Annotated in this window: 18 protein-coding genes; 7 read left to right on the top strand and 11 right to left on the bottom strand. The window is 72.9% G+C overall.

Features of this window, described 5'->3' with window-relative positions; translation table 11 throughout:
• The first annotated feature begins 92 nt into the window (after positions 1-92).
• Positions 93-2,075, top strand: coding sequence for an elongation factor G (gene fusA / locus ACQEVZ_RS51345; RefSeq protein WP_433382717.1), 1,983 nt, complete (start codon positions 93-95; stop codon positions 2,073-2,075).
• 43 nt (positions 2,076-2,118) lie between these two features.
• Here fusA and ACQEVZ_RS51340 read toward each other — a convergent pair whose 3' ends face one another.
• The 4 genes from ACQEVZ_RS51340 to ACQEVZ_RS51325 all read right to left on the bottom strand — a co-directional run bounded on the left by ACQEVZ_RS51340 (position 2,119) and on the right by ACQEVZ_RS51325 (position 6,448).
• Positions 2,119-2,259 (bottom strand): hypothetical protein, encoded by a 141-nt coding sequence (locus tag ACQEVZ_RS51340; protein ID WP_344498981.1) that lies wholly within the window; start codon positions 2,257-2,259, stop codon positions 2,119-2,121.
• Positions 2,260-2,318: 59 nt separating this feature from the next.
• Positions 2,319-4,991, bottom strand: coding sequence for an FtsX-like permease family protein (locus ACQEVZ_RS51335; protein ID WP_433382713.1), 2,673 nt, complete (start codon positions 4,989-4,991; stop codon positions 2,319-2,321).
• Positions 4,992-5,159: 168 nt separating this feature from the next.
• Positions 5,160-5,879, bottom strand: a complete 720-nt coding sequence (locus tag ACQEVZ_RS51330) for an ABC transporter ATP-binding protein (RefSeq protein WP_433382710.1) — start codon at positions 5,877-5,879, stop codon at positions 5,160-5,162.
• A complete protein-coding gene (locus ACQEVZ_RS51325) occupies positions 5,876-6,448 on the bottom strand; it encodes a PadR family transcriptional regulator (protein ID WP_354903252.1) in 573 nt (190 codons plus the stop codon). Before ACQEVZ_RS51325 ends, ACQEVZ_RS51330 begins: the two co-directional genes overlap by 4 nt.
• 81 nt (positions 6,449-6,529) lie before the next feature.
• On the opposite strand from ACQEVZ_RS51325, the gene ACQEVZ_RS51320 reads away from it, so the two are divergent.
• The 3 genes from ACQEVZ_RS51320 to ACQEVZ_RS51310 all read left to right on the top strand — a co-directional run bounded on the left by ACQEVZ_RS51320 (position 6,530) and on the right by ACQEVZ_RS51310 (position 8,987).
• The gene (locus ACQEVZ_RS51320; RefSeq protein ID WP_433382706.1) at positions 6,530-7,447 is read left to right on the top strand and encodes an alpha/beta fold hydrolase; all 918 of its coding nucleotides are present in this window, start codon (positions 6,530-6,532) and stop codon (positions 7,445-7,447) included.
• Positions 7,444-7,944 (top strand): GNAT family N-acetyltransferase, encoded by a 501-nt coding sequence (locus ACQEVZ_RS51315; protein ID WP_433382703.1) that lies wholly within the window; start codon positions 7,444-7,446, stop codon positions 7,942-7,944. The genes ACQEVZ_RS51320 and ACQEVZ_RS51315 overlap by 4 nt, the downstream gene beginning before the upstream one ends.
• A gap of 491 nt (positions 7,945-8,435) precedes the next feature.
• A complete protein-coding gene (locus ACQEVZ_RS51310; RefSeq protein ID WP_433382700.1) occupies positions 8,436-8,987 on the top strand; it encodes a nucleoside monophosphate kinase in 552 nt (183 codons plus the stop codon).
• A 257-nt stretch (positions 8,988-9,244) separates the two neighbouring features.
• Here ACQEVZ_RS51310 and ACQEVZ_RS51305 read toward each other — a convergent pair whose 3' ends face one another.
• The 5 genes from ACQEVZ_RS51305 to ACQEVZ_RS51285 all read right to left on the bottom strand — a co-directional run bounded on the left by ACQEVZ_RS51305 (position 9,245) and on the right by ACQEVZ_RS51285 (position 14,313).
• Complete coding sequence (locus tag ACQEVZ_RS51305; RefSeq protein ID WP_433382697.1) at positions 9,245-11,287, bottom strand: methyl-accepting chemotaxis protein; 2,043 nt, start codon at positions 11,285-11,287, stop codon at positions 9,245-9,247.
• Positions 11,288-11,318: 31 nt separating this feature from the next.
• Complete coding sequence (locus tag ACQEVZ_RS51300; RefSeq protein ID WP_433382694.1) at positions 11,319-12,083, bottom strand: hypothetical protein; 765 nt, start codon at positions 12,081-12,083, stop codon at positions 11,319-11,321.
• Positions 12,076-12,627, bottom strand: a complete 552-nt coding sequence (locus ACQEVZ_RS51295) for an RNA polymerase sigma factor (RefSeq protein ID WP_433382691.1) — start codon at positions 12,625-12,627, stop codon at positions 12,076-12,078. Before ACQEVZ_RS51295 ends, ACQEVZ_RS51300 begins: the two co-directional genes overlap by 8 nt.
• A 52-nt stretch (positions 12,628-12,679) precedes the next feature.
• Positions 12,680-13,411, bottom strand: a complete 732-nt coding sequence (locus ACQEVZ_RS51290; RefSeq protein ID WP_354903260.1) for a hypothetical protein — start codon at positions 13,409-13,411, stop codon at positions 12,680-12,682.
• Positions 13,412-13,728: 317 nt separating this feature from the next.
• On the bottom strand, positions 13,729-14,313 hold the full coding sequence (locus tag ACQEVZ_RS51285) for a hypothetical protein (RefSeq protein WP_433382688.1): 585 nt from the start codon (positions 14,311-14,313) through the stop codon (positions 13,729-13,731).
• Between ACQEVZ_RS51285 and ACQEVZ_RS51280 the strand changes: the two genes are divergently transcribed.
• A complete protein-coding gene (locus ACQEVZ_RS51280) occupies positions 14,300-14,560 on the top strand; it encodes a hypothetical protein (protein ID WP_433382685.1) in 261 nt (86 codons plus the stop codon). The two genes, ACQEVZ_RS51285 and ACQEVZ_RS51280, sit on opposite strands and share 14 nt — an antisense overlap.
• A 56-nt stretch (positions 14,561-14,616) precedes the next feature.
• Here the strand turns inward: ACQEVZ_RS51280 and ACQEVZ_RS51275 are convergent, their stop codons facing one another.
• Entirely contained in the window at positions 14,617-15,576 is a 960-nt protein-coding gene (locus ACQEVZ_RS51275; RefSeq protein WP_433382682.1) for an aldo/keto reductase, read from the bottom strand.
• Positions 15,577-15,690: 114 nt separating this feature from the next.
• On the opposite strand from ACQEVZ_RS51275, the gene ACQEVZ_RS51270 reads away from it, so the two are divergent.
• Positions 15,691-16,530 carry a helix-turn-helix transcriptional regulator gene (locus ACQEVZ_RS51270; RefSeq protein WP_354903264.1) on the top strand — a complete coding sequence of 280 codons (840 nt, stop codon included), beginning with the start codon at positions 15,691-15,693 and terminating at the stop codon, positions 16,528-16,530.
• A gap of 164 nt (positions 16,531-16,694) precedes the next feature.
• On the top strand, positions 16,695-18,134 hold the full coding sequence (locus ACQEVZ_RS51265) for a glycosyl hydrolase family 18 protein (RefSeq protein WP_433382677.1): 1,440 nt from the start codon (positions 16,695-16,697) through the stop codon (positions 18,132-18,134).
• Between the two features lie 139 nt (positions 18,135-18,273).
• On the opposite strand, the gene ACQEVZ_RS51260 is transcribed toward ACQEVZ_RS51265, so the two are convergent.
• The gene (locus tag ACQEVZ_RS51260; protein WP_433382674.1) at positions 18,274-19,467 is read right to left on the bottom strand and encodes a cytochrome P450 family protein; all 1,194 of its coding nucleotides are present in this window, start codon (positions 19,465-19,467) and stop codon (positions 18,274-18,276) included.
• Positions 19,468-19,493: the final 26 nt, after the last annotated feature.

Raw genomic sequence — 19,493 nt, 5'->3', positions numbered from 1 at the left:
AAGCCCGCGCGGCTGCACCGGCCGGACCCTGCCCGTATCGAGGCGGGGTGATCGCGCTGCCCTGTTCAGATTCCCTGAAAGGCCGCAGAGCCGTGCACACCAGAAGCCTGGACCAGACCCGCAACATCGGCATCCTCGCCCACGTCGACGCCGGCAAGACGACCACCACCGAGCGGATCCTGTTCCGCACCGGCGCCACGTACAAGCAGGGCGAGGTCCACGACGGCACCACCGTCACCGACTTCGACGCCCAGGAGCGCAAGCGCGGCATCACGATCTTCGCCGCGGCGGTCAGCTGCACCTGGGACGGCCACCGGATCAACCTCATCGACACGCCCGGCCACGTCGACTTCTCCGCCGAGGTGGAGCGCTCGCTGCGCGTCCTCGACGGCGCCGTCGTCGTGTTCGACGGGGTCGCCGGGGTCGAGCCGCAGACCGAGTCGGTGTGGCGGCAGGCCGACCTGCACCGCGTGCCGCGGATCGCGTTCGTGAACAAGCTCGACCGGGCCGGCGCCGACCTCGACGCCGCCGTCGGGTCCATCCGGACGCGGCTCGGGGTGACGCCGCTGGTCGTGCAGCTGCCCCTCGCGACGGGCGACGGCGTCGTCGACCTCGTGACGCGCCGCGCCTTCAGATGGGTGGACGGCGTGATGGCCGAGACCGGCGTCCCGGCCGGCGCCGACCGGCACCGGCGGGCGCTGGAGGAGGCCGTCGCCGACCTGCACGACGCGGCGATGGAGGAGTTCGTGGCCGACGGCGCCCTGAAGGACGCCACGCTGCGCGACGCACTCCGCGACCTGACCAACACCAGGGCCGGTGTCGTCGTGCTGTGCGGGTCCGCGTACAAGAACTGGGGCGTCGAACCGTTGCTCGACGCGGTCGTGGCCTACCTGCCGTCACCGCTGGACGTCCCGCCCGTCCACCCGGAGCGCCCGGCGACCCCGGACGCCCCGTTCGCCGGCCTGGTGTTCAAGGTGCACGCCGCGCCGACCGGGCGCCTCACGTACGTCCGCGTGTACTCCGGCCAGATCACGAAGGGAGCCACCGTGCTGGACACCGGCACCGGCCGCGCCGAACGTGTCGGCCGGATCCTGCACGTCCAGGCGGACCGGCACACTGACCTGGACGGCGCGGCCGCGGGCGACATCGTCGCGCTCGTCGGGGTCAAGCACGCCGGCGTGGGCGCCACCCTCTGTTCGCCGGATGCGCCGCTGGTACTGGAGGCCGCCTCGACCGCGGAGCCCGTCGTGTCCGTGGCGGTCGAGGCCCGCGTCGCCGGCGACACGGACCGGCTGTCGGTGGCGCTGGCCCGGCTCGTCGACGAGGACCCGTCCCTGTCGGTGCGCAGCGACCCGGAGACCGGCCAGACGGTGCTGTCCGGCCTCGGCGAGCTGCACCTGGAGGTGGCCGTGGAGAAGCTGCGCCAGACGGCCGGCGTGACGGTCAACGTCGGCCGCCCCCAGGTCTCCTACCGCGAGACCGTCGTGTCGGGTGTCGGCGGCGTGCTGTTCCGCCACGTCAAGCAGGACGGCGGCGCCGGCCAGTACGCGCACGTGCTCATCGACGTTGCCCCGTCGGACGAGCCGTTCGCGTTCACGTCGGCGGTCGTCGGCGGGCGGGTCCCGAAGGAGTACGTGAAGGCGGTCGAGGCCGGCTGCCGCGACGCGCTGCTCGAAGGCCCGCTCGGCGGTCACCCGGTGACGGGCGTGCACGTGACGCTCGTGGACGGCCAGACCCACCCGAAGGACTCCTCCGAGCTGGCCTTCCGCACCGCCGGCCGGCTCGCCCTGCGGCAGGCGCTGGGGCAGAGCACCCTCGCGGTGCTCGAACCGGTCGCCGAGGTCACCGTGACCGCCCCCGACGACACCGTGGGCGCGGTCCTCGGCGATCTCGCGGCCCGCCGCGGCCGGGTCACCGACTCGACCACCCGGGCCGGGACCGTCGTCGTGACGGCGACGGTGCCGCTGGCCGAACTGTTCGGCTACGCGACCCGGCTCCGCAGCCGAACCCAGGGCCGGGGCACGTTCACCACCCGGCCGGCCGGCTACCAGCAGGCGCCCGACGGCACCGGCTGAAAGCCAAGTGGGGCGCCCACCGTATGGCGGGCGCCCCACGACGTCAGCGGCTCATCACCGAGTACAGAAAGCCGACGATCACCAGCACACCGATCACCCCGAAGAGGATCAGCGCTCCGGAACCGTTGGCGCTGGCGCCGCCGTCCTGGAACTCGGACGTTTCGGGCTCTTCGTCGGAAGTCACGGGATCTCCCTATTCGGACTTGCGGGACATCCTAGCGTGGCCCGGCGACCTCCAGGAGATCAGACCCTCCGTTCGATCGGCAGCCGGGCCCTGGTGAGCAGGCCGGTGCCCGCCATCGCGACCAGCGGCACGACCAGCACCGCCACCAGCACGTTCAACCAGGGCACCACCAGCGGAAACAGTGCGTCGCTGGGCCACTCGGTCAGCGCCTTGCGGTTGAGCGCGGCGAGCACCGCCCACCCGGCGCCGAACCCGGCCACGGCCCCCAACAGTGAGCCCACCCCGGCAATCACCCCGGCCTGGCTCAGCGTCAACCGGCGGCGGACCCCCGGTGAGGCCCCGACGGCGCCGAGCGTGGCGAGGTCCGGGCGGCTGTCCACGGCCGCCAGGCCGGTCGCGATGCCCGCCGCGCCGAGCGCGATGACTCCCGCGACGATCGCGAGCACGATCAGGGTGACCGTCGAGTCCGGCTGGTACGGCGCCGCCACCGACCCGTGGTAGTTGTTGCCGAGCGCCTCGGCGGCGGCGTTGAACGCGCCCATCTCGGCCCTGGTCGGCATCCGGCTGGTGGCCACGACGATGCCCTTGACCTCCACGGTCAGCCCGGCCTTGGCGACGGCCTCCGGCGAGAGCGCGACGAAGATCCGGGAGACGGCGGTCGTGCTGACGTAGCCGGGGACGGTGACGGTGTGCAGTTCCCCGTCGGGGTCGTCCTTGCCCGGCACGGCCAGGATGATCTTGCCGTCCTCGACCAGGTCGGGGTCGGCGACGACGACGCCGCCGGCGCGCAGGGTCGCCTCGGCCCGGGCGAGGTCGTCACCGGTCGCGGCGGAGACCACGCCCAACGTCGAGCCGTCGTCGACGATCGTGGTCGCGTTGGCGCCGCCGCTCATCATGTACGAGTCCTGGCGGCAGCGCGGGTCGCGGGCCGCCTTGCGCTCCTGCTCCTTGGTCGTCTCGCCCGGCCGGTACGGGCAGCGCCGGTGCACCGGCTTGACCGGGGTGATCCAGCACGAGGCGTCGGCCGTGGCCGGCGGGGCGCACCCGGGCCCCCGCAGCTCGACGGTCCGCGTGACCGGCAGCGTCGACGTCGCCGCCTCGACCAGCCGCGGCGTCGGCAGCGGCTCGGCCCGCTCGCCGTGGTTGCCCCACCCGCGGGTGATGTCCGCGTACCCGTCGGGCAGCGCCTTGACCTGCATGTCGAGCTGCCGCTGCACGTCGCTGGCGAGGTACACGCCGATGGTGACCGCGCCGAGCACGGCGGCCATGACCGCGGAGATCGCCGGCGCGGTCGAGGACCGGTTGCGGGCCAGGTCCCGCACCGCGATGCGGGGCGCCAGCGGCAGCCGCCGGCCCAGCCGGGCGAGCAGCCCGACCAGCGACGGCGTGCACACGACCAGGCCCAGCTCGGCGAGGACGAGGCCGGCCATGACGACGGTCGAGTCGATCGCGGCGACCCCGTACCCGGCGACGCCCGCCCCGGCGGCGATGGTGCACGCCCCGACGACCAGCCAGCGGCGGCCGGGCCCGGTCCGGTTGCGCCGGCCGGCGAGGGCGGCGACCACGTCGGTGCGGGCGGCCGTGAACGCCGGGACGAGCGCCGCGCCGACCCCGGCGACGAACGCGAGCGCGGCGATGCCGAGCAGCGCCTGCGGGAAGACCCGGTAGCCGCCGGCCCGCGCGTGGGAGACGTGCTCCTCGAACACGCCCCGCAGCGCGAACGCCGCGACGATCGCGACGGCCGTGCCGGCCACACCGGCGACCACGCCGAGGAGCACCCCGTCGGCGAGGACGATGCGGCGCAGCTGCGCCGGGGTGCCGCCGTTCGCGGCGACGAGGGCCAGCTCGCGCCGCCGGCGGCGGGCGCCGACCGCGAACGCCGGCCCCGCGAGCAGCACGACCTCCAGGACGCCGAGGCCGAAGACGAGGATGCCGAGCCGGAACACCTCGCCGTCGCTGGTGTTCCACGACGGCGCGCCCGGCGGCGGGTCGAGCACGACGGCCCTGGACCGCACCACGATCCCGTGCTGGTTCAGCGCCTTCACCTGCTCCCAGGTGACCGGGGCGGGCGCGTCGACCAGCCACGTCGTGCTGCTGCCCGGCGGCTCCACGGGCAGGGTGCCGGGGCGCAGCACGGCGAGCGGATGGAGGTTGTCGGGGAACTCGATCTCGGCGGCGACCCTGACGTCGCCCCGGTCCCGCAGCCGCACGGTCCCGCCGAGCCGCACGCCGAGCAGCTCCATGGCGGCCGCGTTCAGGGCGATCTCGGCGCTCGTGGCGGGCGGCGCGCCGCGCAGGACCGACACCTTGCCGCCGTACGAGGCGTCGGCGAGGTCGAGCTGGTGCCCCCGCAGCTTCTGCTCACCGGTCGAGCCGGTCAGGTGCACCTCGCGCTCGTCGATCCGGGCGAGGCGGGACCCGGCGGGCAGCAGCGCCAGCAGCCCCTCGGCGGTCGGGTTCGACGGACCACCGTCGCCCGCGCCCATCATGCCGTAGCCCTGGACGTCCTGGGTGATCGTGCCCGCGAACGGCCAGTACACCGACGCGTCGAACCGGCCCAGGTCCCGGTCCAGCTGCTCGGCCGGGGTGAGGGTGAACATGTCGTAGGTGACGGCGGCGAACGACAGCCCCAGGACCGGCAGCAGGATCAGCGACAGCACGAGCGCGGTGCGCCCCTTCGCCCGGCGCGCCTCCCGCCGGGCGATCCGCAACGACACCAACCATGCGCTCATGCCGTCACCTCCGCTGCGCTCCGGCGCCGGCCTGAGCCAGCCTGTAATTCCGGTGAGCGGCCCGAGACGCTTCGCTGGCCGCTCATGCCGTCACCTCCGCTGCGCTCCGGCGCCGGCCTGAGCCAACCTGTAATTCCGGTGAGCGGCCCGAGACGCTTCGCTGGCCGCTCACGACGCCGCCCCGTCCAGGAGTTGCTCGGGCTCCGCGAGGGGACCCGAGGTGTCGACGACGACGCCGTCGCGCAGGAACACCACCCGGTCGGCCCAGGCCGCGTGCCGGGCCTCGTGGGTGACGAGCACCCCGGCGGCGCCGGCGTCGACCTTCGCGCGCAGCAGCCGCAGCACCGCCTCGCCGGTGGTCGAGTCGAGGGCGCCGGTCGGCTCGTCGGCGAGGATGAGCCGCCGCTCGCCGACGAGCGCCCGGGCGATCGCGACCCGCTGCTGCTGCCCGCCGGACATCTCGTCGGGGAAGCGCTGGGCGTACCCCTCGAGCTCCACCTCCGCCAGGGACGTCAACGCGGCCCGTCGGGCCTGCCGGACCCCGACGCCGTCCAGCTCCAGCGGCAGCGAGATGTTCTCCGCCGCGGTGAGGCTCGGCAGCAGGTTGAGGTCCTGGAACACGTAGCCGATCCGGCGCCGGCGCAGCGCGGCCAGGGCCTTGCGGCCGAGCCCGCCCAGGACGGTCCCCTCGACGGCGACCTCGCCCCGGGTCGGCGAGTCGAGCCCGCCGGCGAGGTTGAGCAGCGTCGACTTGCCCGACCCGGACGGCCCCATCACCGCGATCAGCTCACCCGGCCGGACCGTCAGGGACACGCCGCGGACCGCGTGGACCGTCGCCTCCCCCTGCCCGTGGGTGCGGTGCACGTCCCGAAGCTCCAACACGCTCATGTCGTCTTCTCCTTCTCCGGAACGGGTGCCGCCTGCGGGGCCGGCGTGGGAAGGGGCGCGTGCCGGGCGAGGCTGGCCTCGCAGTGGTCCAGCCACCGGACCTCGGCCTCCGCCTGGAAGATCATCGACTCGAGGACGAGCCGCCACGACAGGTCGGCCGGGCCGCTCGCGCGCTGCTTCATCCGCGTGTACTCCTGCAGCATCCGCACCGTGGCGGTCCGCTGCTTCTGGATGATGCCGGGCACGTCGACGCCCGGCGTGGTCAGCGCGAGCGCCAGCTTGATCGCCAGCTCGTCACGGGGCCGGTCGCCGCGGCCGATCGGGGTGGCGAACCACGCGGCGAGCTCGGCGCGCCCGGCGTCGGTGATCTCGTACGGCCGCTGCCCCCCGTCGTGCTCCGGCAGCGACCGGACGAGCTCGTCGCGTTCCAGCCGCGACAGGGTCGTGTACACCTGTCCGATGTTCAGCGGCCACGTCCCGCCGGTGGACTCCTCGAACGAGGTCCGCAGCTGGTAGCCGTACATCGTGCCGCGCTGCAGCAGCGCCAGCAGACCGTACTTGATGGACATGAATACGGAGTATGCATACCCGGTATGCCTTCCCGCAACCCGTTCGCCGCGGGCCTGGGCGGACGGCTAGGGTCGGTGCACATGGGGGAAGAGATCGACATCCGGCTCGACGACGGGCGCACACTCCACGCGTACGACACCGGCAAAGGCGACCTCGTGGTCCTGTGGCACCACGGCACACCCAACACCGGGGCGCCGCCGTCGCCGCTGTTCGACGTGTCCGAGCCGCTCGGCATCCGCTGGATCGCCTACGACCGGCCCGGCTACGGCGGGTCCACCCCGCGGCCCGACCGCAGCGTCGCCTCCGCCGCCGGTGACGCCGCCGCGGTCGCCGACGCGCTCGGGGTCTCGCGGTTCGCGGTCATGGGGCACTCCGGCGGCGGCCCGCACGCCCTCGCCTGCGCGGCCCTGCTGCCCGACCGGGTCACGGCCGTCGCGAGCATCGCGTCGCTCAGTCCGTACACGGCGGACTCGGACTACTTCGACGGCATGGCCGACGGGGGAGTCGCCTCGCTGCGGGCCGCCCTCGACGGCCGCACCGCCAAGGAGGCGCACGCGGCCCGCCCCGGCGACGGCGCCGACATCGGCTTCAACCCCGCCGACTGGACCGCGCTGGACACCGACTGGTCCTGGTTCCAGCAGGTCGTGGCGGCCGGCGTGGCGCACGGCCCGGCGCCGCTCGTCGACGACGACCTGGCGTACATGCGACCGTGGGGCTTCCCGCTCGCCGCCGTCACCGCCCCGGTCCTGCTCATGCACGGCGCCGCCGACCGGATGGTGCCCAGCGTCCACGCGACCCGCCTCGCCGCCGCCCTGCCAGGCGCTCCGGCCGCCCCGGGTGCTCCGGCCGCCCCGGGTGCTCCGGGTGCTCCGGGCGCTCCGGGTGCTCCGGGTGCCTCGGGCGCCACCGTGCGCATCATCGCGTCGGAAGGCCACATCACCGTCATGCGCCACGCCCACACCGCGCTGCACTGGCTGCGATCGGAGGCCACCCCGTGACCGACCAGACCCGCCAGGGCGTGACCGACCGGACCCGCCAGGGCTACGTCCTGACCGGCGACGCCACCCGCGTCGACATCGTCCGCGTGCACCGGTGGCTGTCGGAGGAGTCCTACTGGGCCCTCGGCCGCGAGCGCGACGTCATCGCCCGCTCGATCGCCGGCTCGCTGCCGTACAGCGTCTGGCACGACGACACCCAGGTGGCCTTCGCCAGGACCGTCACGGACGGCGCCACCTTCGCGTGGATCTGCGACGTGTTCGTCGACACCGCCCACCGCGGCCGCGGTCTCGGCCAGTGGCTCGTCGACAGCATCGTCGAGGACCTGTCCGCCGCCGGCCTGCAACGCTTCCTGCTCGCCACCCGGGACGCCCACGAGGTCTACCGCCGCTCAGGCTTCGAGCCCGTCGCCGGCCCCGGCCGCTTCATGGAGATCGACCGCCGCCCCACCCGCGACGCCATCCTCGCCGCCCTCCCGGACGACCAGCCTTCCCCGTGAATCGTTTGCCGCCGATGTACGCCGCGAGCCTCCCCCCACGCCCGTAACGCCACCCTCCGACTCACCGCGAAGACCGTGGCCGGACGCGCCTCACCCATAGGCCACGACGCGCACCGGGCCGCCCGGATGAGCCTCACCCAGAGGGCCACTACGCGCACCGGGGCATCGTGCGCGCCCCGCCAGCCTCGTTGCGCGCACCAGGGTGCCGTCCGTGCGTGGCTGCCCGATCGGTGGCGTCCGCCGGCGTGGTGTAGGAACGGCCAGCGTTGATCCAGTTGTTGGATGTCAGGCCGCTGCCAGTTCTTCGGCGACGGGTTCGGTGGGGGTTCCCTCGGTTGTGATCGGTGCCTGGTCTCACGTGAAGCTTGACGAAACGGCCTCGGACGATGCTTGACGCCTGGCCATGATCGAATGGGTGGTAGTCCTTCGGCTGATGGTATGGGATGTGGCGTGAGGCCGGCCCGGCTGGGTCACCCGGTTAGGAGCAATGCATGCGGAAGGTAGCCCTCGTCGGTGGGCCGGGAATCGACCGGTCGGGTCCGGCCCAGGTCCTGGCCGAAGCTTACGACCTGACGTTCATCAGTGCGGGCGACCTGTTCCGAGGACACGTGCAGCACCGGACGGCGACAGGTGAACAGATGGACCAGTACATCCGCGCTGGGAATCTCGTCCCTGAGGAATTGACGGCGACTGCGATCGCCGATGGTCTCGCCGGAGTGGGCGGTGGCTGGGTGTTGTCCGGTTACCCGACCACGGTTGGTCAGGCGGAGTGCCTGACGCGGCGCGGGCATCAGCCCGACGTGGTGATCGAGTTGGTCCTGACTGAGGACGAGTACGGCTTCGTCATGCGTCGCTGGATGGAGCTCGACCCGCAGCAGGCCGAGCGACAGCAAGAGATCATGCTGCTTCACTCGCTCTACCAGGAGCGGGCCGAGCCGTTGCGCGCCTGCTACCAAGCCCGCGGCATGTTCCAGACGACGAGTGGCTTTGGTGACTATGAAGACGTAGCGGCCAGGCTGATCACGATCGTGTCCGGTGGCTAGGGTGCGCTGACAGCGTCGTCCGGGTTGCGTCGGTGACCACTCTCGTCACGCCGTGATGTGGTGGTGGGCCTTGGTGCGGTTCAGGTTGGTCGTGCTGCGGCGGGGACGGCTTTGATCGGTATGTCGTTGTCGTTGTCGGTGACGGTGTGCTCGTCCAGCGCGACGGTGACGAGCTTACGGGCGTGCACGACGCCGACTCGGATCTCCTGCCCGGCGACTTGGATGCTGCCGTTGATGGACAGTGCCCGCCGCCGGGGTCACTCCTCGCCGAGCAACGTGGTGATGTAGCGGGCGATCGTGGCGACGGTCTGCGGTGGCGGTTTCACGAACTCGATGCCGACCTCGCCCGCGGTGTCGGTGTCCAGGTGCCGCACCGCGCGGCCCTGCAGGCGGAGCCGTTCGGTGCCGAGCGTCAGGGTCAGGTCGACCACGGACTCCAGCGGCGGCCGCCAGCCTGACTTCGCCGCGCAGCGCAGCCCGGAGACGCTCAGGTCCAGCAGGTCCGCCTCGGCCTGCATGGTGCCGTGGCCGAGCAGGACGGTGCCCTCGACGGCGGCGCGGTTGTGGCGGCGGCGCTCCAGGCGGTCGGTGACCTGCGCCAGGCTCTCGATGCGGGAGATCGCGGCGCGCACCGCGCCGACGAGCTGCTCGACCGACGCGCGCTGGCGGGCGGCGACCGCGGTGAGCTCGGCGGTGGCGCCGCCGACGGCGTTGACGCCCTGGCTCATGTCGGTGATCACGCCGGCCATGGCGGTCGCATTGGCGCCGAGGGCCTCGACGGTGCTGGTGATGTCGCCCGTCGACTCCTTCGTCTTCGTCGCCAGGTTCTTCACCTCGCCCGCCACGACGCTGAAGCCGCGGCCCGCCTCGCCGGCGCGGGCCGCCTCGATGGTGGCGTTGAGGGCGAGGAGGTTCGTCTGGCCGGCGACGCCCGCGATCAGGTTCGCGATCCCGTCGACCCGGCCGAGGCTGGTCGTGACGGCTTGGATCACGGCGTCGGCGTCCGCGGCGCGGTTCACGACGGTGCGGGTGACCCGGTCCGCGGTGGTCGCCTGCTGCTCGATCGCGTCGGCGGCGGTGAGCACGTCGGCGGCGTCGCTCATCACGGTGCGCAGCTCGGCGAGCGCCGACGCGCTGGTCTCGTCGATGACCTCGCCGGCGCGGCGGCGGACGGTCTGCTCGGCCAGCTGCTGCCGCACGTTCGTCGTCAGCAGCTGCGCCTCCTTCGTCGCGCGCTCCTCCGCCAGGCTGCGCTCCTGCTCCTGCAACGAGTCGAGCATGGCGTCGACGGCCCGGCCGAGGACGGCGATGTCGTCGGTGCCGGTCGGGTTGATCCGCAGCTGGTGGTCGCCGGAGGCGATGATCTGCTCGGTCGTGCGCCGCAGCGGCCCGACCCGTCGGCGCAGCGCCGCCCGTACCCCCCACAGCATCCCGATCACGAGCAGCACGGTCGCGACCGCGACGAACGCGAACAGCTTCACCGCGGTCGCGCTCGCCGCGGCGTGGATCGGCCGGGCCGCGACGACCTCCAGCACGATGCTGTCGCCGTTCACGGAGTCGATGACGGCGTCGACCGCGATGTGGTCGGCGCCGAGGACCTTGGTGGTGATGCGCAGGTCGCCGAGCTCGCTGTGCAGCGCCGGCTGCGGGTCGGCGCCGGAGCGGGCCCGCGGGGCGAGCCGCAGCGGCAGGTCGAGGGCCTCGGAGAGGCGCGCCACCCGGGCGTCGTCGAGGCGCTTGAGCATGATCATGCCACCGGACGGGGCGCCCTCGCCGCTGCTCAGGAACGTGCCGACGCCGCAGAAGAGGTACGGCGCGTCCGCCGACACCACGCCGCACCGCGACACGCCGGGCGCGGCGGACGGGTCGAACAGCTGCTTGAGCACCGCCGGGTCGCGCAGCTGCGGCGGCGGGGTCCCGTGCGTCGGCTGGTCGGTGGTCATGCCGCCGACCCGCAGCGTGCCGTCGGCGCCGATGCCGAACATGCCGTCGATGTCGTTGGCCGAGCTCTGCGCCTCGGGCGGGAAGTCGGCGGCGAAGCCGGCCTTGTCGCTGTTGCCGACGTCGTGGTAGGCGTTGTCCCACACGGCGTTCGTGGCGCCGAACGCGGTGAGCAGCGCCGCCTGCGAGTTCAGCCCGATCCGGATCCGGTCGGCGTCCTGGGCGACCTGGCGTGCCTCGAGCCGTTCGAACGCCCCGGTGGCGATCAGCTGCATCACCAGGAACGCGACCGCGAGACTGGCGAGCCCGCCTGCCGCAGGAAGCAGCAGGCGGGTCGACCGGCGTACGTTGGGACCCACGATGACCAGTTCGGCACCGGGCGTCCGGACCTTATGCGATCACGGTCCTGGAGATGCTGAGCGCGGTCTCGTAGGCGGCGGCGGCGTCGTCGCCGGGCTTCAGCTGGGGCGCCAGATCCTGGGACACGTAGATCACCTCGTAGGTGTGGCCGGCCACCGGGCCGGGCCAGCCGCCCGGACGGAACGTGAAGGGCGGCTGCACCGACCCCTTGCCGCCGTCCACCGGCACGATCGTCCAGAGGACGGCGTCGCCGGGGGCGACCCGCCCGTTGCCGCTCCGCGCGTCCAGCAGCCAGATCCGGTCCAGGGCCAGGGCCGGGCAGCTGCCCCGCGCCTCCGTGACCTTGAACGTGGTGCCGGCCAGCTCCATCACCCACGACGACGCACACGAGGACGGCAGGACCCGGGGAACGGAGGGCACCGACACGGGTGGCGTCGCGCTGGCCGGCGTCGGTGTCCCGCCCGGCTCCTCGGTGGCACCAGGCGTCGCTGTGAGGCTGCCGTTCGGCGTCGGCGCGCCGACGCTCTGTCCGGGCCGTACTCCCGCCGACGCCGCGTAGACGCCGAGGATCGTGACGACCGCCGCCGCGAACGTGGCCACGGCCGCGAACCGGCGCCGCGACCGGCGGGGCGCCAGGGTGACCACGTCGGCGGCGTCGTCCTGCACGCGGGGGCGGCCGGCGCGCCGGACCACGTCAGCGAGGTCACCCTCGAAGTCGTTGTTGTCGCCACTGTACGAGAGATCGGCGTACGCGCGCCGGATCAGCTCTCTGGTCGGGTCGGTCTGGTCAGGCATCGCCGTTTGCCTCCGTGAACTGCTGGAACCGCTGCACGTACGGTTGAAGGAGCTTGCGCAACGCCGACACGTGGCTGCGGACCGTCGACTCGCTCATGTCGAGCAGCCGCGCGATGTCCGCCGTGGTGTCGTCGTGCAGGAAGAACAGCAGCGCCACCTGCCGGCGGCGGGTCGGCTGCGCGTCGATCACGCGCCGCACCGCCTGCACCAGCCCCGTGCTGTCCGTGACCCGGTCCAGGTCGCTGTCGGCCCGTCCGACGTCGTGCTGGTCGTCGAGCAGCTCGAACCGGGCGTCGACCACCGCCACCCGGCGCACGTAGTTCTTCGCGGTCGTCAGCGCATACGCGCGTCGTTGCGCGTCGGCGAGCCGCCGCAGCTGCGGCCAGCGCTCCAGCATCCTGGCGAAGCTCTCCGCGGTCGCCTCGACACCGAGCTCCCGACCGGCGAACGCGCACATGAACCGCTGCACCCCCGGCGCATCCCGCCGGTAGAACTCGGCGAAGTCCGGGGGTGCCACCCCGAGTTCGTGCGTCGTATCGATCATCCGATCCTCCCTCCTTCAGGGAGAGCACCGGACGCCGGAATCCGTCCAACCGCTACGCCGGGCAGTTCGCCTTCAGCAGCTGCCCCGCCGAGCGGCGGAAGTCCTCGATGCCGGCCACCGGCGGGTCGACGCCCCCGGCGAGGCGGTCGGCCTCGTCGATCTGCGCCCGGGCGAGGTCGCAGTTGCGGTACGACGCCTCCGACGAGCCCCACACGTAGCGGACGCGCGCGATGTAGACCTCGCCGAGGTTGGCGTAGGCGTTGCCCTCGGTCCGCTGCCGCGCGAGCCGTGCCGTGTAGATGGTGACCAGCTCCTGCGACTCCTCGCGCAGCTGCCTGAGGTCGCCCGTCTGGTGGTGTACGGACACCGCGCTGGTCAGCAGGATGACCCGCACGTCCTCGGGCGCGGGCCGGCCCAGCGCCAGGTCGATCGCCGTCCGCGCGTCGGCGATGATCCCGGACGCCGCCAGGGCCTGCGCCGTGAGCGCCAGGTCGACCGGCGAGACGTGCTGCGGGCCGAGTTCCTTGATGAGCTCCCAGGCCTCGATCGCGTGGACGCCGAGCTGCAGCGACGCCGCCTGCCGGTCACCGGCGTCGCCGCGCAGGGTGCTGTCCAGCTCGCCGAGCTTCGTGATGTCGTCGCGCAGCCTGGCCCGCAGGTCGTCCTCGCGGCCCTGGTCGACGCGGTTGTTGCCGGCGTTCGCCGCCCACAGGGAGACGACCACGGCCAGCACGGCGACGACGGCCGAGCCGATCGTGAGGATCTTCTCGGTGCGCGGCCACACCGAGCGCGCCTCGTCCCGTGGCACCGGATCCGGGCCGGGATCGGGTGTCGGCTCCGGCTCCGGATCCGGCGAAGGCTCGGGATCGGGCGCGGGCTCAGGATCAGGCGACGGCGCGGGCGCGGGCGAAGGTGCGGGCGACGGCGCGGGCGAAGGCGAAGGCGAAGGTACGGGTGCGGGCGAAGGTGCGGGTACGGGCGAAGGCGAAGGCGAAGGTACGGGTGACGGCGAAGGTACGGGTACAGGCGAAGGCGCAGGAGAAGGCGTGGGGTCGGGCTCCGGACCCGGCGGCGGATCGGTCAGCACGGGCGGCGTGGTGGTCATGCCGACCGTCCCAGCTTGTCGGCCGCCCGCTCCAGCTGCAGCCGGGCGATCTGGATCGCGACCTGGTCCATCGCCGTGCTGCGCCGCGCCGGGGCGATCACCTGCGCCGAGCCCACCACGTCCTCGATGCGGATGAAGATGATGACGCCGTCGGCGGCGAAGCGGCCGTCCTGCTCCTGCCGGATCGCGACCGACAGCACCTCGGAGTCGGTGGTGTTGCCGTTGGACCGCAGCAGCTCGATCTCCTTGAAGGACAGCTCGATCCCGCCGCCGAGGTCGACCGGCTCGTCCTCGCAGTCGCCGATGTTGTCGCGGAGCTCGTCGAGGAAGTCGGCGGCCGCGTCGGAGTCCTCGTACGCGGCGAGCGACACCGACGCCTGCGTCTCCGGGCTGCCGGGGTGGTCGAACTTGCGGACCGCGGTCGCGTCGGCTGTGGTGTCCGGCTCCTCGTCGCACGGCCAGACCCCGCTGCCGCCGCCGCTCATGGTCTTCCAGCCCGGCCCGATGTCGTCGGCGGCGATCAGCGCCTTCTTCAGCTGGCTCTCGCTGAGCGACGGCCGGGCCGCTGTGGTCCGCTTCACCGACGGCGTCTTCGTCGAGGTTGAGGCCGGCGTCTTCGTCGAGGCAGGGCGGTCCGTCGTCGGTGCCGCCGTCGCCTGGGCGGTGGGCGCGGGGGACGCCGGGGTGGTGGCGGGGCCGGGACCCGGTGGAGCGCCGCCGCACGCCCCCAGCAACCCCACCAGCGCGACCGTCACCGCCATGACCGCCGCGCCCCGGGCCCCACCCACCATCTTCGCCTCCCACCCGTCAGGCTTACCTCGACGGTAAGGATGGGATCGACAGATGTACACAGGGCGAACGGTTAGTCACGCATCGTCGGTCAGCTATCGGTCGGTGCCCAGGTGGGTCATCATCGGCGCCGGGTAGCGCGAGCCGTGGGCCGAGTCCGCCGGCACGGCGGCCTCGATCGCCGCGAGATCCGCGGCGGTGAGCGCGACCGGGACCAGGGCCTCGGCGAGCCGCTCGCGGGTCCGCGCGCCGACCAGCGGCACGATGTCGGTGCCCTGCGCGGCGACCCAGCCGATCGCCAGCTGCGCGACCGTGACGCCCTTGGCGGCCGCGACGGACCGCAGCGCCTCGACCAGGGCCAGGTTGTGGCCCACGTTCTCGGGTGCGAAGCGCGGGCCGTGGGCCCGGAAGTCCCCCGCCGCGAGCGGGCGGTCGGCGCGCCAGTGGCCGGACAGCAGGCCCCGGGACAGCACCCCGTAGGCGGTCATGCCGATGCCCAGCTCGCGCAGCACCGGCAGCACCTCGTCCTCCACGCCGCGGGACAGCAGCGAGTACTCGATCTGCAGGTCCGCGATCGGGTGCACGGCGTGCGCCCGGCGGATGATGTCGGCGCCGACCTCCGAGAGGCCGATCTCCCGGACGTACCCCTCCTTGACCAGGTCCGCGATGGCGCCGATGGTCTCCTCGATCGGCACCGCGGGGTCGAGGCGGGCGGGGCGGTAGACGTCGATGTGGTCGACGCCGAGGCGGACCAGGGTGTACGCGAGGAAGTTGCGGATCGCGGCCGGGCGGGTGTCCATGCCGCCCCACGCGTTGTCGGGGCCGCGCAGCGCGCCGAACTTGACGCTGAGCCGGACCTTGTCGCGGTCGCCGGGGCGCAGCGCGTCGCGGATGAGCAGCTCGTTGTGGCCCATCCCGTAGAAGTCGCCGGTGTCGATCAGGGTCACGCCGGCGTCGATCGCGGCGTGGATGGTGGCGATGCTCTCGGCGCGGTCCGCCGGGCCGTACATGCCCGACATGCCCATCGCGCCCAGCCCGATCACGGGGCCGTTCATGTTTTGCTCCATGCCTCGACACTGCCCCTGATGGAGGACAACACACAGCGGAGCGCTTTTCGTAGGAGCGGCGGTCCCTGGCTGCGCGCCCCCGCGAGCGGCGAGGATGAAGGCATGCAGCGTGACGACCTCGCCGACTTCCTGCGCCGCCGGCGCGAAGCGATCCGCCCGGCGGACGTCGGGCTCGCGGAGGGGCCGCGAAGGCGCACCGCCGGGCTGCGCCGCGAGGAGGTCGCCCTGCTCGCCGGCATGTCCACCGACTACGTGGTGCGCCTGGAGCAGGGCCGCAGCGCGCAGCCGTCGGCGCAGATGCTGTCGGCCCTCGCCAGGGCGCTGCGGCTGACCGAGGACGAGCGGGACCACCTGTATCACCTGGCCGGGCAGCAGCCGCCGCGGTCGCCGGGCGGGGCCACGCACGCGCGGGCGGGCCTGCTGCGGATGCTCGACCTGCTCGGCGACACGCCCGCGACGGTGGCGAGCGACCTGGGGGAGACCCTGGCGCAGAACCGGATGGCGACGCTGCTGTTCGGCGACCAGACCAGCTTCCGCGGCGACCGGCGCTTCCACGCGTGGCGGTGGTTCACCGATCCGGAGTGGCGGCAGGCGTACCCGCAGGAGGACGCCGAGCACCACAGCCGGGTCACGGTGGCGGACCTGCGGGCGACCGCCGCCCGGCGGCACGGCGACTCGGACGTCGACGGGCTGGTGCACCGGCTGCTCGCGGCGAGCCCGCAGTTCGCGGCCCTGTGGGGCGAGCACGAGGTCGCGGTCCGCCGCTCCGACCGCAAGCGGATCGTCAACCGGCAGGTCGGGGTCATCCACCTGGACTGCGAGACGCTGGTGACGCCGGACCTGGGGCAGAAGCTGCTCGTGCTGACGCCGCAGCCCGGCACCGACGCCGCGGAGAAGCTGGCGTTGCTCTCAGTGGTCGGGTTGACGCATTTCAGCGCATGAATACCCGCTGGTACCGACTTTCTTCGCGACTTTGATTGACATCCGACAGTTAACTTTCCTATCGTTTCAGCCACCTGTCATCGCGCCGGTGGCACCTCCTTCAGTGGTTGCGGGTATCCCACCCTGCCCGTTCGCCGCCGGCCGACCATCCGAAGGAGCACCCGTTGTCCTCCTCGTCCGAATTGGAGTCCGGCGCCGCCCGCCCCGGACGCCACCGGGCCCGCCGGTCGGCCTTCGCCGCCGGTGCGCTCGCCATCGCCACCGCCGCCGCGGGTGGCGTCTTCGCCCTGGTCAACCAGGGTGCCGCCGATGCCGCCACGCTGCCCAACGGGTTCAAGAGCGTCGGCTACATGCCGTCGTGGGCCGGCAGCGCCAACAGCATCCAGTACAGCAAGCTGACCCACATCAACTACGCGTTCGTGCTGCCCAACAGCAACGGCAGCCTGCAGGGCCTCGACAACCCGTCGAAGCTGCAGTCGATCGTGTCGCTCGGCCATGCCGCGGGCGTCAAGGTCTCCATCGCCGTCGGCGGCTGGAACGACGGCAACGACTCCGGTTTCGAGGGCCTGGCCGGCAACGCGACCGCCCGGACCGCGTTCGTCAACAACATCGTGAACCTGGTCAACCAGTACAACCTCGACGGCGTCGACATCGACTGGGAGTACCCCGACCCGGGCACCTCCGGCAACAACTACACCGCGCTCATGTCGCAGCTGAGCACCGCCATGCACAGCCGCGGCAAGCTCCTCACCGCCGCCGTCGTGTCCGAGGGCGGCACCGCCAACGGCGTGCAGCCGGCCGTGTTCGGCTACGTCGACTGGCTCAACATCATGGCCTACGACGGCGGCAGCCCGCACGCGAACTACGACTGGTCGATCGCGGCCGTGAACTTCTGGAAGGGCCGCGGCCTGCCGGCCTCGAAGGCGGTCCTCGGCGTGCCGTTCTACTCGCGGCCCGGCTACTACACGTACAGCGACCTCGTGGCCCGCGACCCGGCGAACGCCAACCGGGACTGCACCACGATCAACGGCGTTCAGGAGTGCTACAACGGCATCCCGACGATCAAGCGCAAGACCACGTGGGCCATGGCCAACGCCGGCGGCATCATGAACTGGGAGCTGTCCCAGGACACCAACACCAGCACCTCGCTGGTCAGCGCGATCTACACCACGGCCACCGGCGGCACCCAGCCGACCGGCGGCCCGACGACGAACCCGGGTGGCCGCACCGGCCGCATCACCGGGATCGCCGGCAAGTGCGTCGACGTCGCCGCCGCCTCCTCCGCCAACGGCACCGCGGTCCAGCTGTACACCTGCAACGGCACCACCGCGCAGAACTGGACCGTCGCGGGTGACGGCACGCTGCGGGCCCTCGGCAAGTGCATGGACGTCACCAGCGCCGGCACCGCCAACGGCACGAAGATCCAGCTGTGGGACTGCAACGGCACGGGCGCCCAGGTCTGGCAGTCGCAGTCCGACGGCACGCTGCGCAACCCCGTCTCCGGCAGGTGCCTCGACGTGACCGGCAACGTGTCCACCGACGGCACCCGCCTGCAGATCTGGGACTGCTTCGCCGGCGCGAACCAGCGCTGGGTCCTGCCCTAGCAACTTGTGCGCAACCGGTGGCCGGGCCTTCGTGCCCGGCCACTTCGGTGTTCAGCCGAGGTGGCCGGGCGCCTTGGTGCTCAGCCGAGCTGGCCGGGCGCCTTGGTGTCCAGCCGCGGTGGCCGGGGTGGCTTGGTGTTCAGCCGAGGTGGACCGGCAGGGTCATGGTGCCGTGGATGAGGACGCCGGGGCGCCAGATGAGCTCCGAGGCGGGCACGGCCAGGCGCATCGCCGGGAACGCGGCGAGGAGGTCGCGGAAGGCGATCTGCGCCTCCAGCCGGGCCAGGGGCGCGCCGAGGCAGTAGTGGATGCCGTGGCCGAAGGCCAGGTGCTGGTTGTCGGGGCGGTCCAGGTCGACGGCGGCCGGGTCGGGGAAGCGGTCCGGGTCGCGATCCGCGCTGAGCAGTGAGATGGCGACGACGGCGCCCGCCGGGATGGTGATGCCGCCGTACGTGACGGGCTCCATCGCCACCCGGAACGTCGCCGTCTCCACCGGTGACTCCAGGCGCAGGAACTCCTCGACGGCCCGCGGGATCAGCGCCGGGTCGGCGAGGAGGCGCCGGTGCTCCTCCGGGCGGGTCAGCAGGGTCCACATGCCGTTGCCGATCAGGTTGACCGTGGTCTCGTGACCTGCGATCAGCAGCAGGAACACCATCGACGTGAGCTCGTCCTCGTCGAGGCGGTCGCCCTCGTCGGTGGTCGCGATGAGCGCGCTGAGCAGGTCGTCGGCCGGCTCGGCGCGCTTCGTCGCGATCAGGGTCCGCAGGTAGGCGAGGAAGCTCGCGGCGGCCTCCGGGACGCCGGACCGCTCCACTGACCCGGCCACCAGGACGCCGGTCCAGCGCCGGAACTCCGTCTGATCCTCCTGCGGGATGCCGAGCAGCTCACAGATGACCTGGATCGGCAGCTGCACGGCGTAGTCGTCGATGACGTCGCCGCGCTCCCGCTCGGCCATGCCGGCGATCAGGGCGGCGCTGAGCTCCTCGACCCGGCCGCGCAGCTGCTCCACCCGGCGGGCGGTGAACGCCTTCGCGACGAGCCGCCGCAGCCGGGTGTGGTCCGGCGGGTCGTTCGCCAGCAGGTGTCTGGTCAGCGGGGCACTGACCTCCCGGGCGAGGGCCGCGGCGTTCGCGGTCGCGCCGACCCGCTTCGACAGCCGCGGGTCGCCGAGCGCCGACCTGGCGTCGGCATACCTGGTGACCAGCCACATCTCCATGCCGGTCGGCAGCTGCAGCCGGTGCACCGGCGCCTGCTCCCGCATCGCGGCGTACACCGGATGCGGGTCGTCCCAGAAGTCCTGCGTGAACAGCGGCGTGCTCGGCGCGGTAGTCACCCATCCACGGTAGCCAATCATCACGC

The organism is Dactylosporangium sp. CA-152071 (assembly GCF_050936335.1).
Lineage (GTDB): Bacteria > Actinomycetota > Actinomycetes > Mycobacteriales > Micromonosporaceae > Dactylosporangium > Dactylosporangium maewongense.
The sequence above is the reverse complement of the archived record's forward strand: the minus strand, read 5'-3'. Positions and strand labels throughout refer to the sequence as shown.

Bases quoted from the DNA above. Each gene is read 5' to 3' on its own strand.
- ACQEVZ_RS51335 (WP_433382713.1), bottom strand. From the start codon at position 4,991: ATGAGCGCATGGTTGGTGTCGTTGCGGATCGCCCGGCGGGAGGCGCGC.
- ACQEVZ_RS51330 (WP_433382710.1), bottom strand. From the start codon at position 5,879: ATGAGCGTGTTGGAGCTTCGGGACGTGCACCGCACCCACGGGCAGGGG.
- ACQEVZ_RS51325 (WP_354903252.1), bottom strand. From the start codon at position 6,448: ATGTCCATCAAGTACGGTCTGCTGGCGCTGCTGCAGCGCGGCACGATG.
- ACQEVZ_RS51320 (WP_433382706.1), top strand. From the start codon at position 6,530: ATGGGGGAAGAGATCGACATCCGGCTCGACGACGGGCGCACACTCCAC.
- ACQEVZ_RS51310 (WP_433382700.1), top strand. From the start codon at position 8,436: ATGCGGAAGGTAGCCCTCGTCGGTGGGCCGGGAATCGACCGGTCGGGT.
- ACQEVZ_RS51300 (WP_433382694.1), bottom strand. From the start codon at position 12,083: ATGCCTGACCAGACCGACCCGACCAGAGAGCTGATCCGGCGCGCGTAC.
- ACQEVZ_RS51295 (WP_433382691.1), bottom strand. From the start codon at position 12,627: ATGATCGATACGACGCACGAACTCGGGGTGGCACCCCCGGACTTCGCC.
- ACQEVZ_RS51275 (WP_433382682.1), bottom strand. From the start codon at position 15,576: ATGAACGGCCCCGTGATCGGGCTGGGCGCGATGGGCATGTCGGGCATG.
- ACQEVZ_RS51270 (WP_354903264.1), top strand. From the start codon at position 15,691: ATGCAGCGTGACGACCTCGCCGACTTCCTGCGCCGCCGGCGCGAAGCG.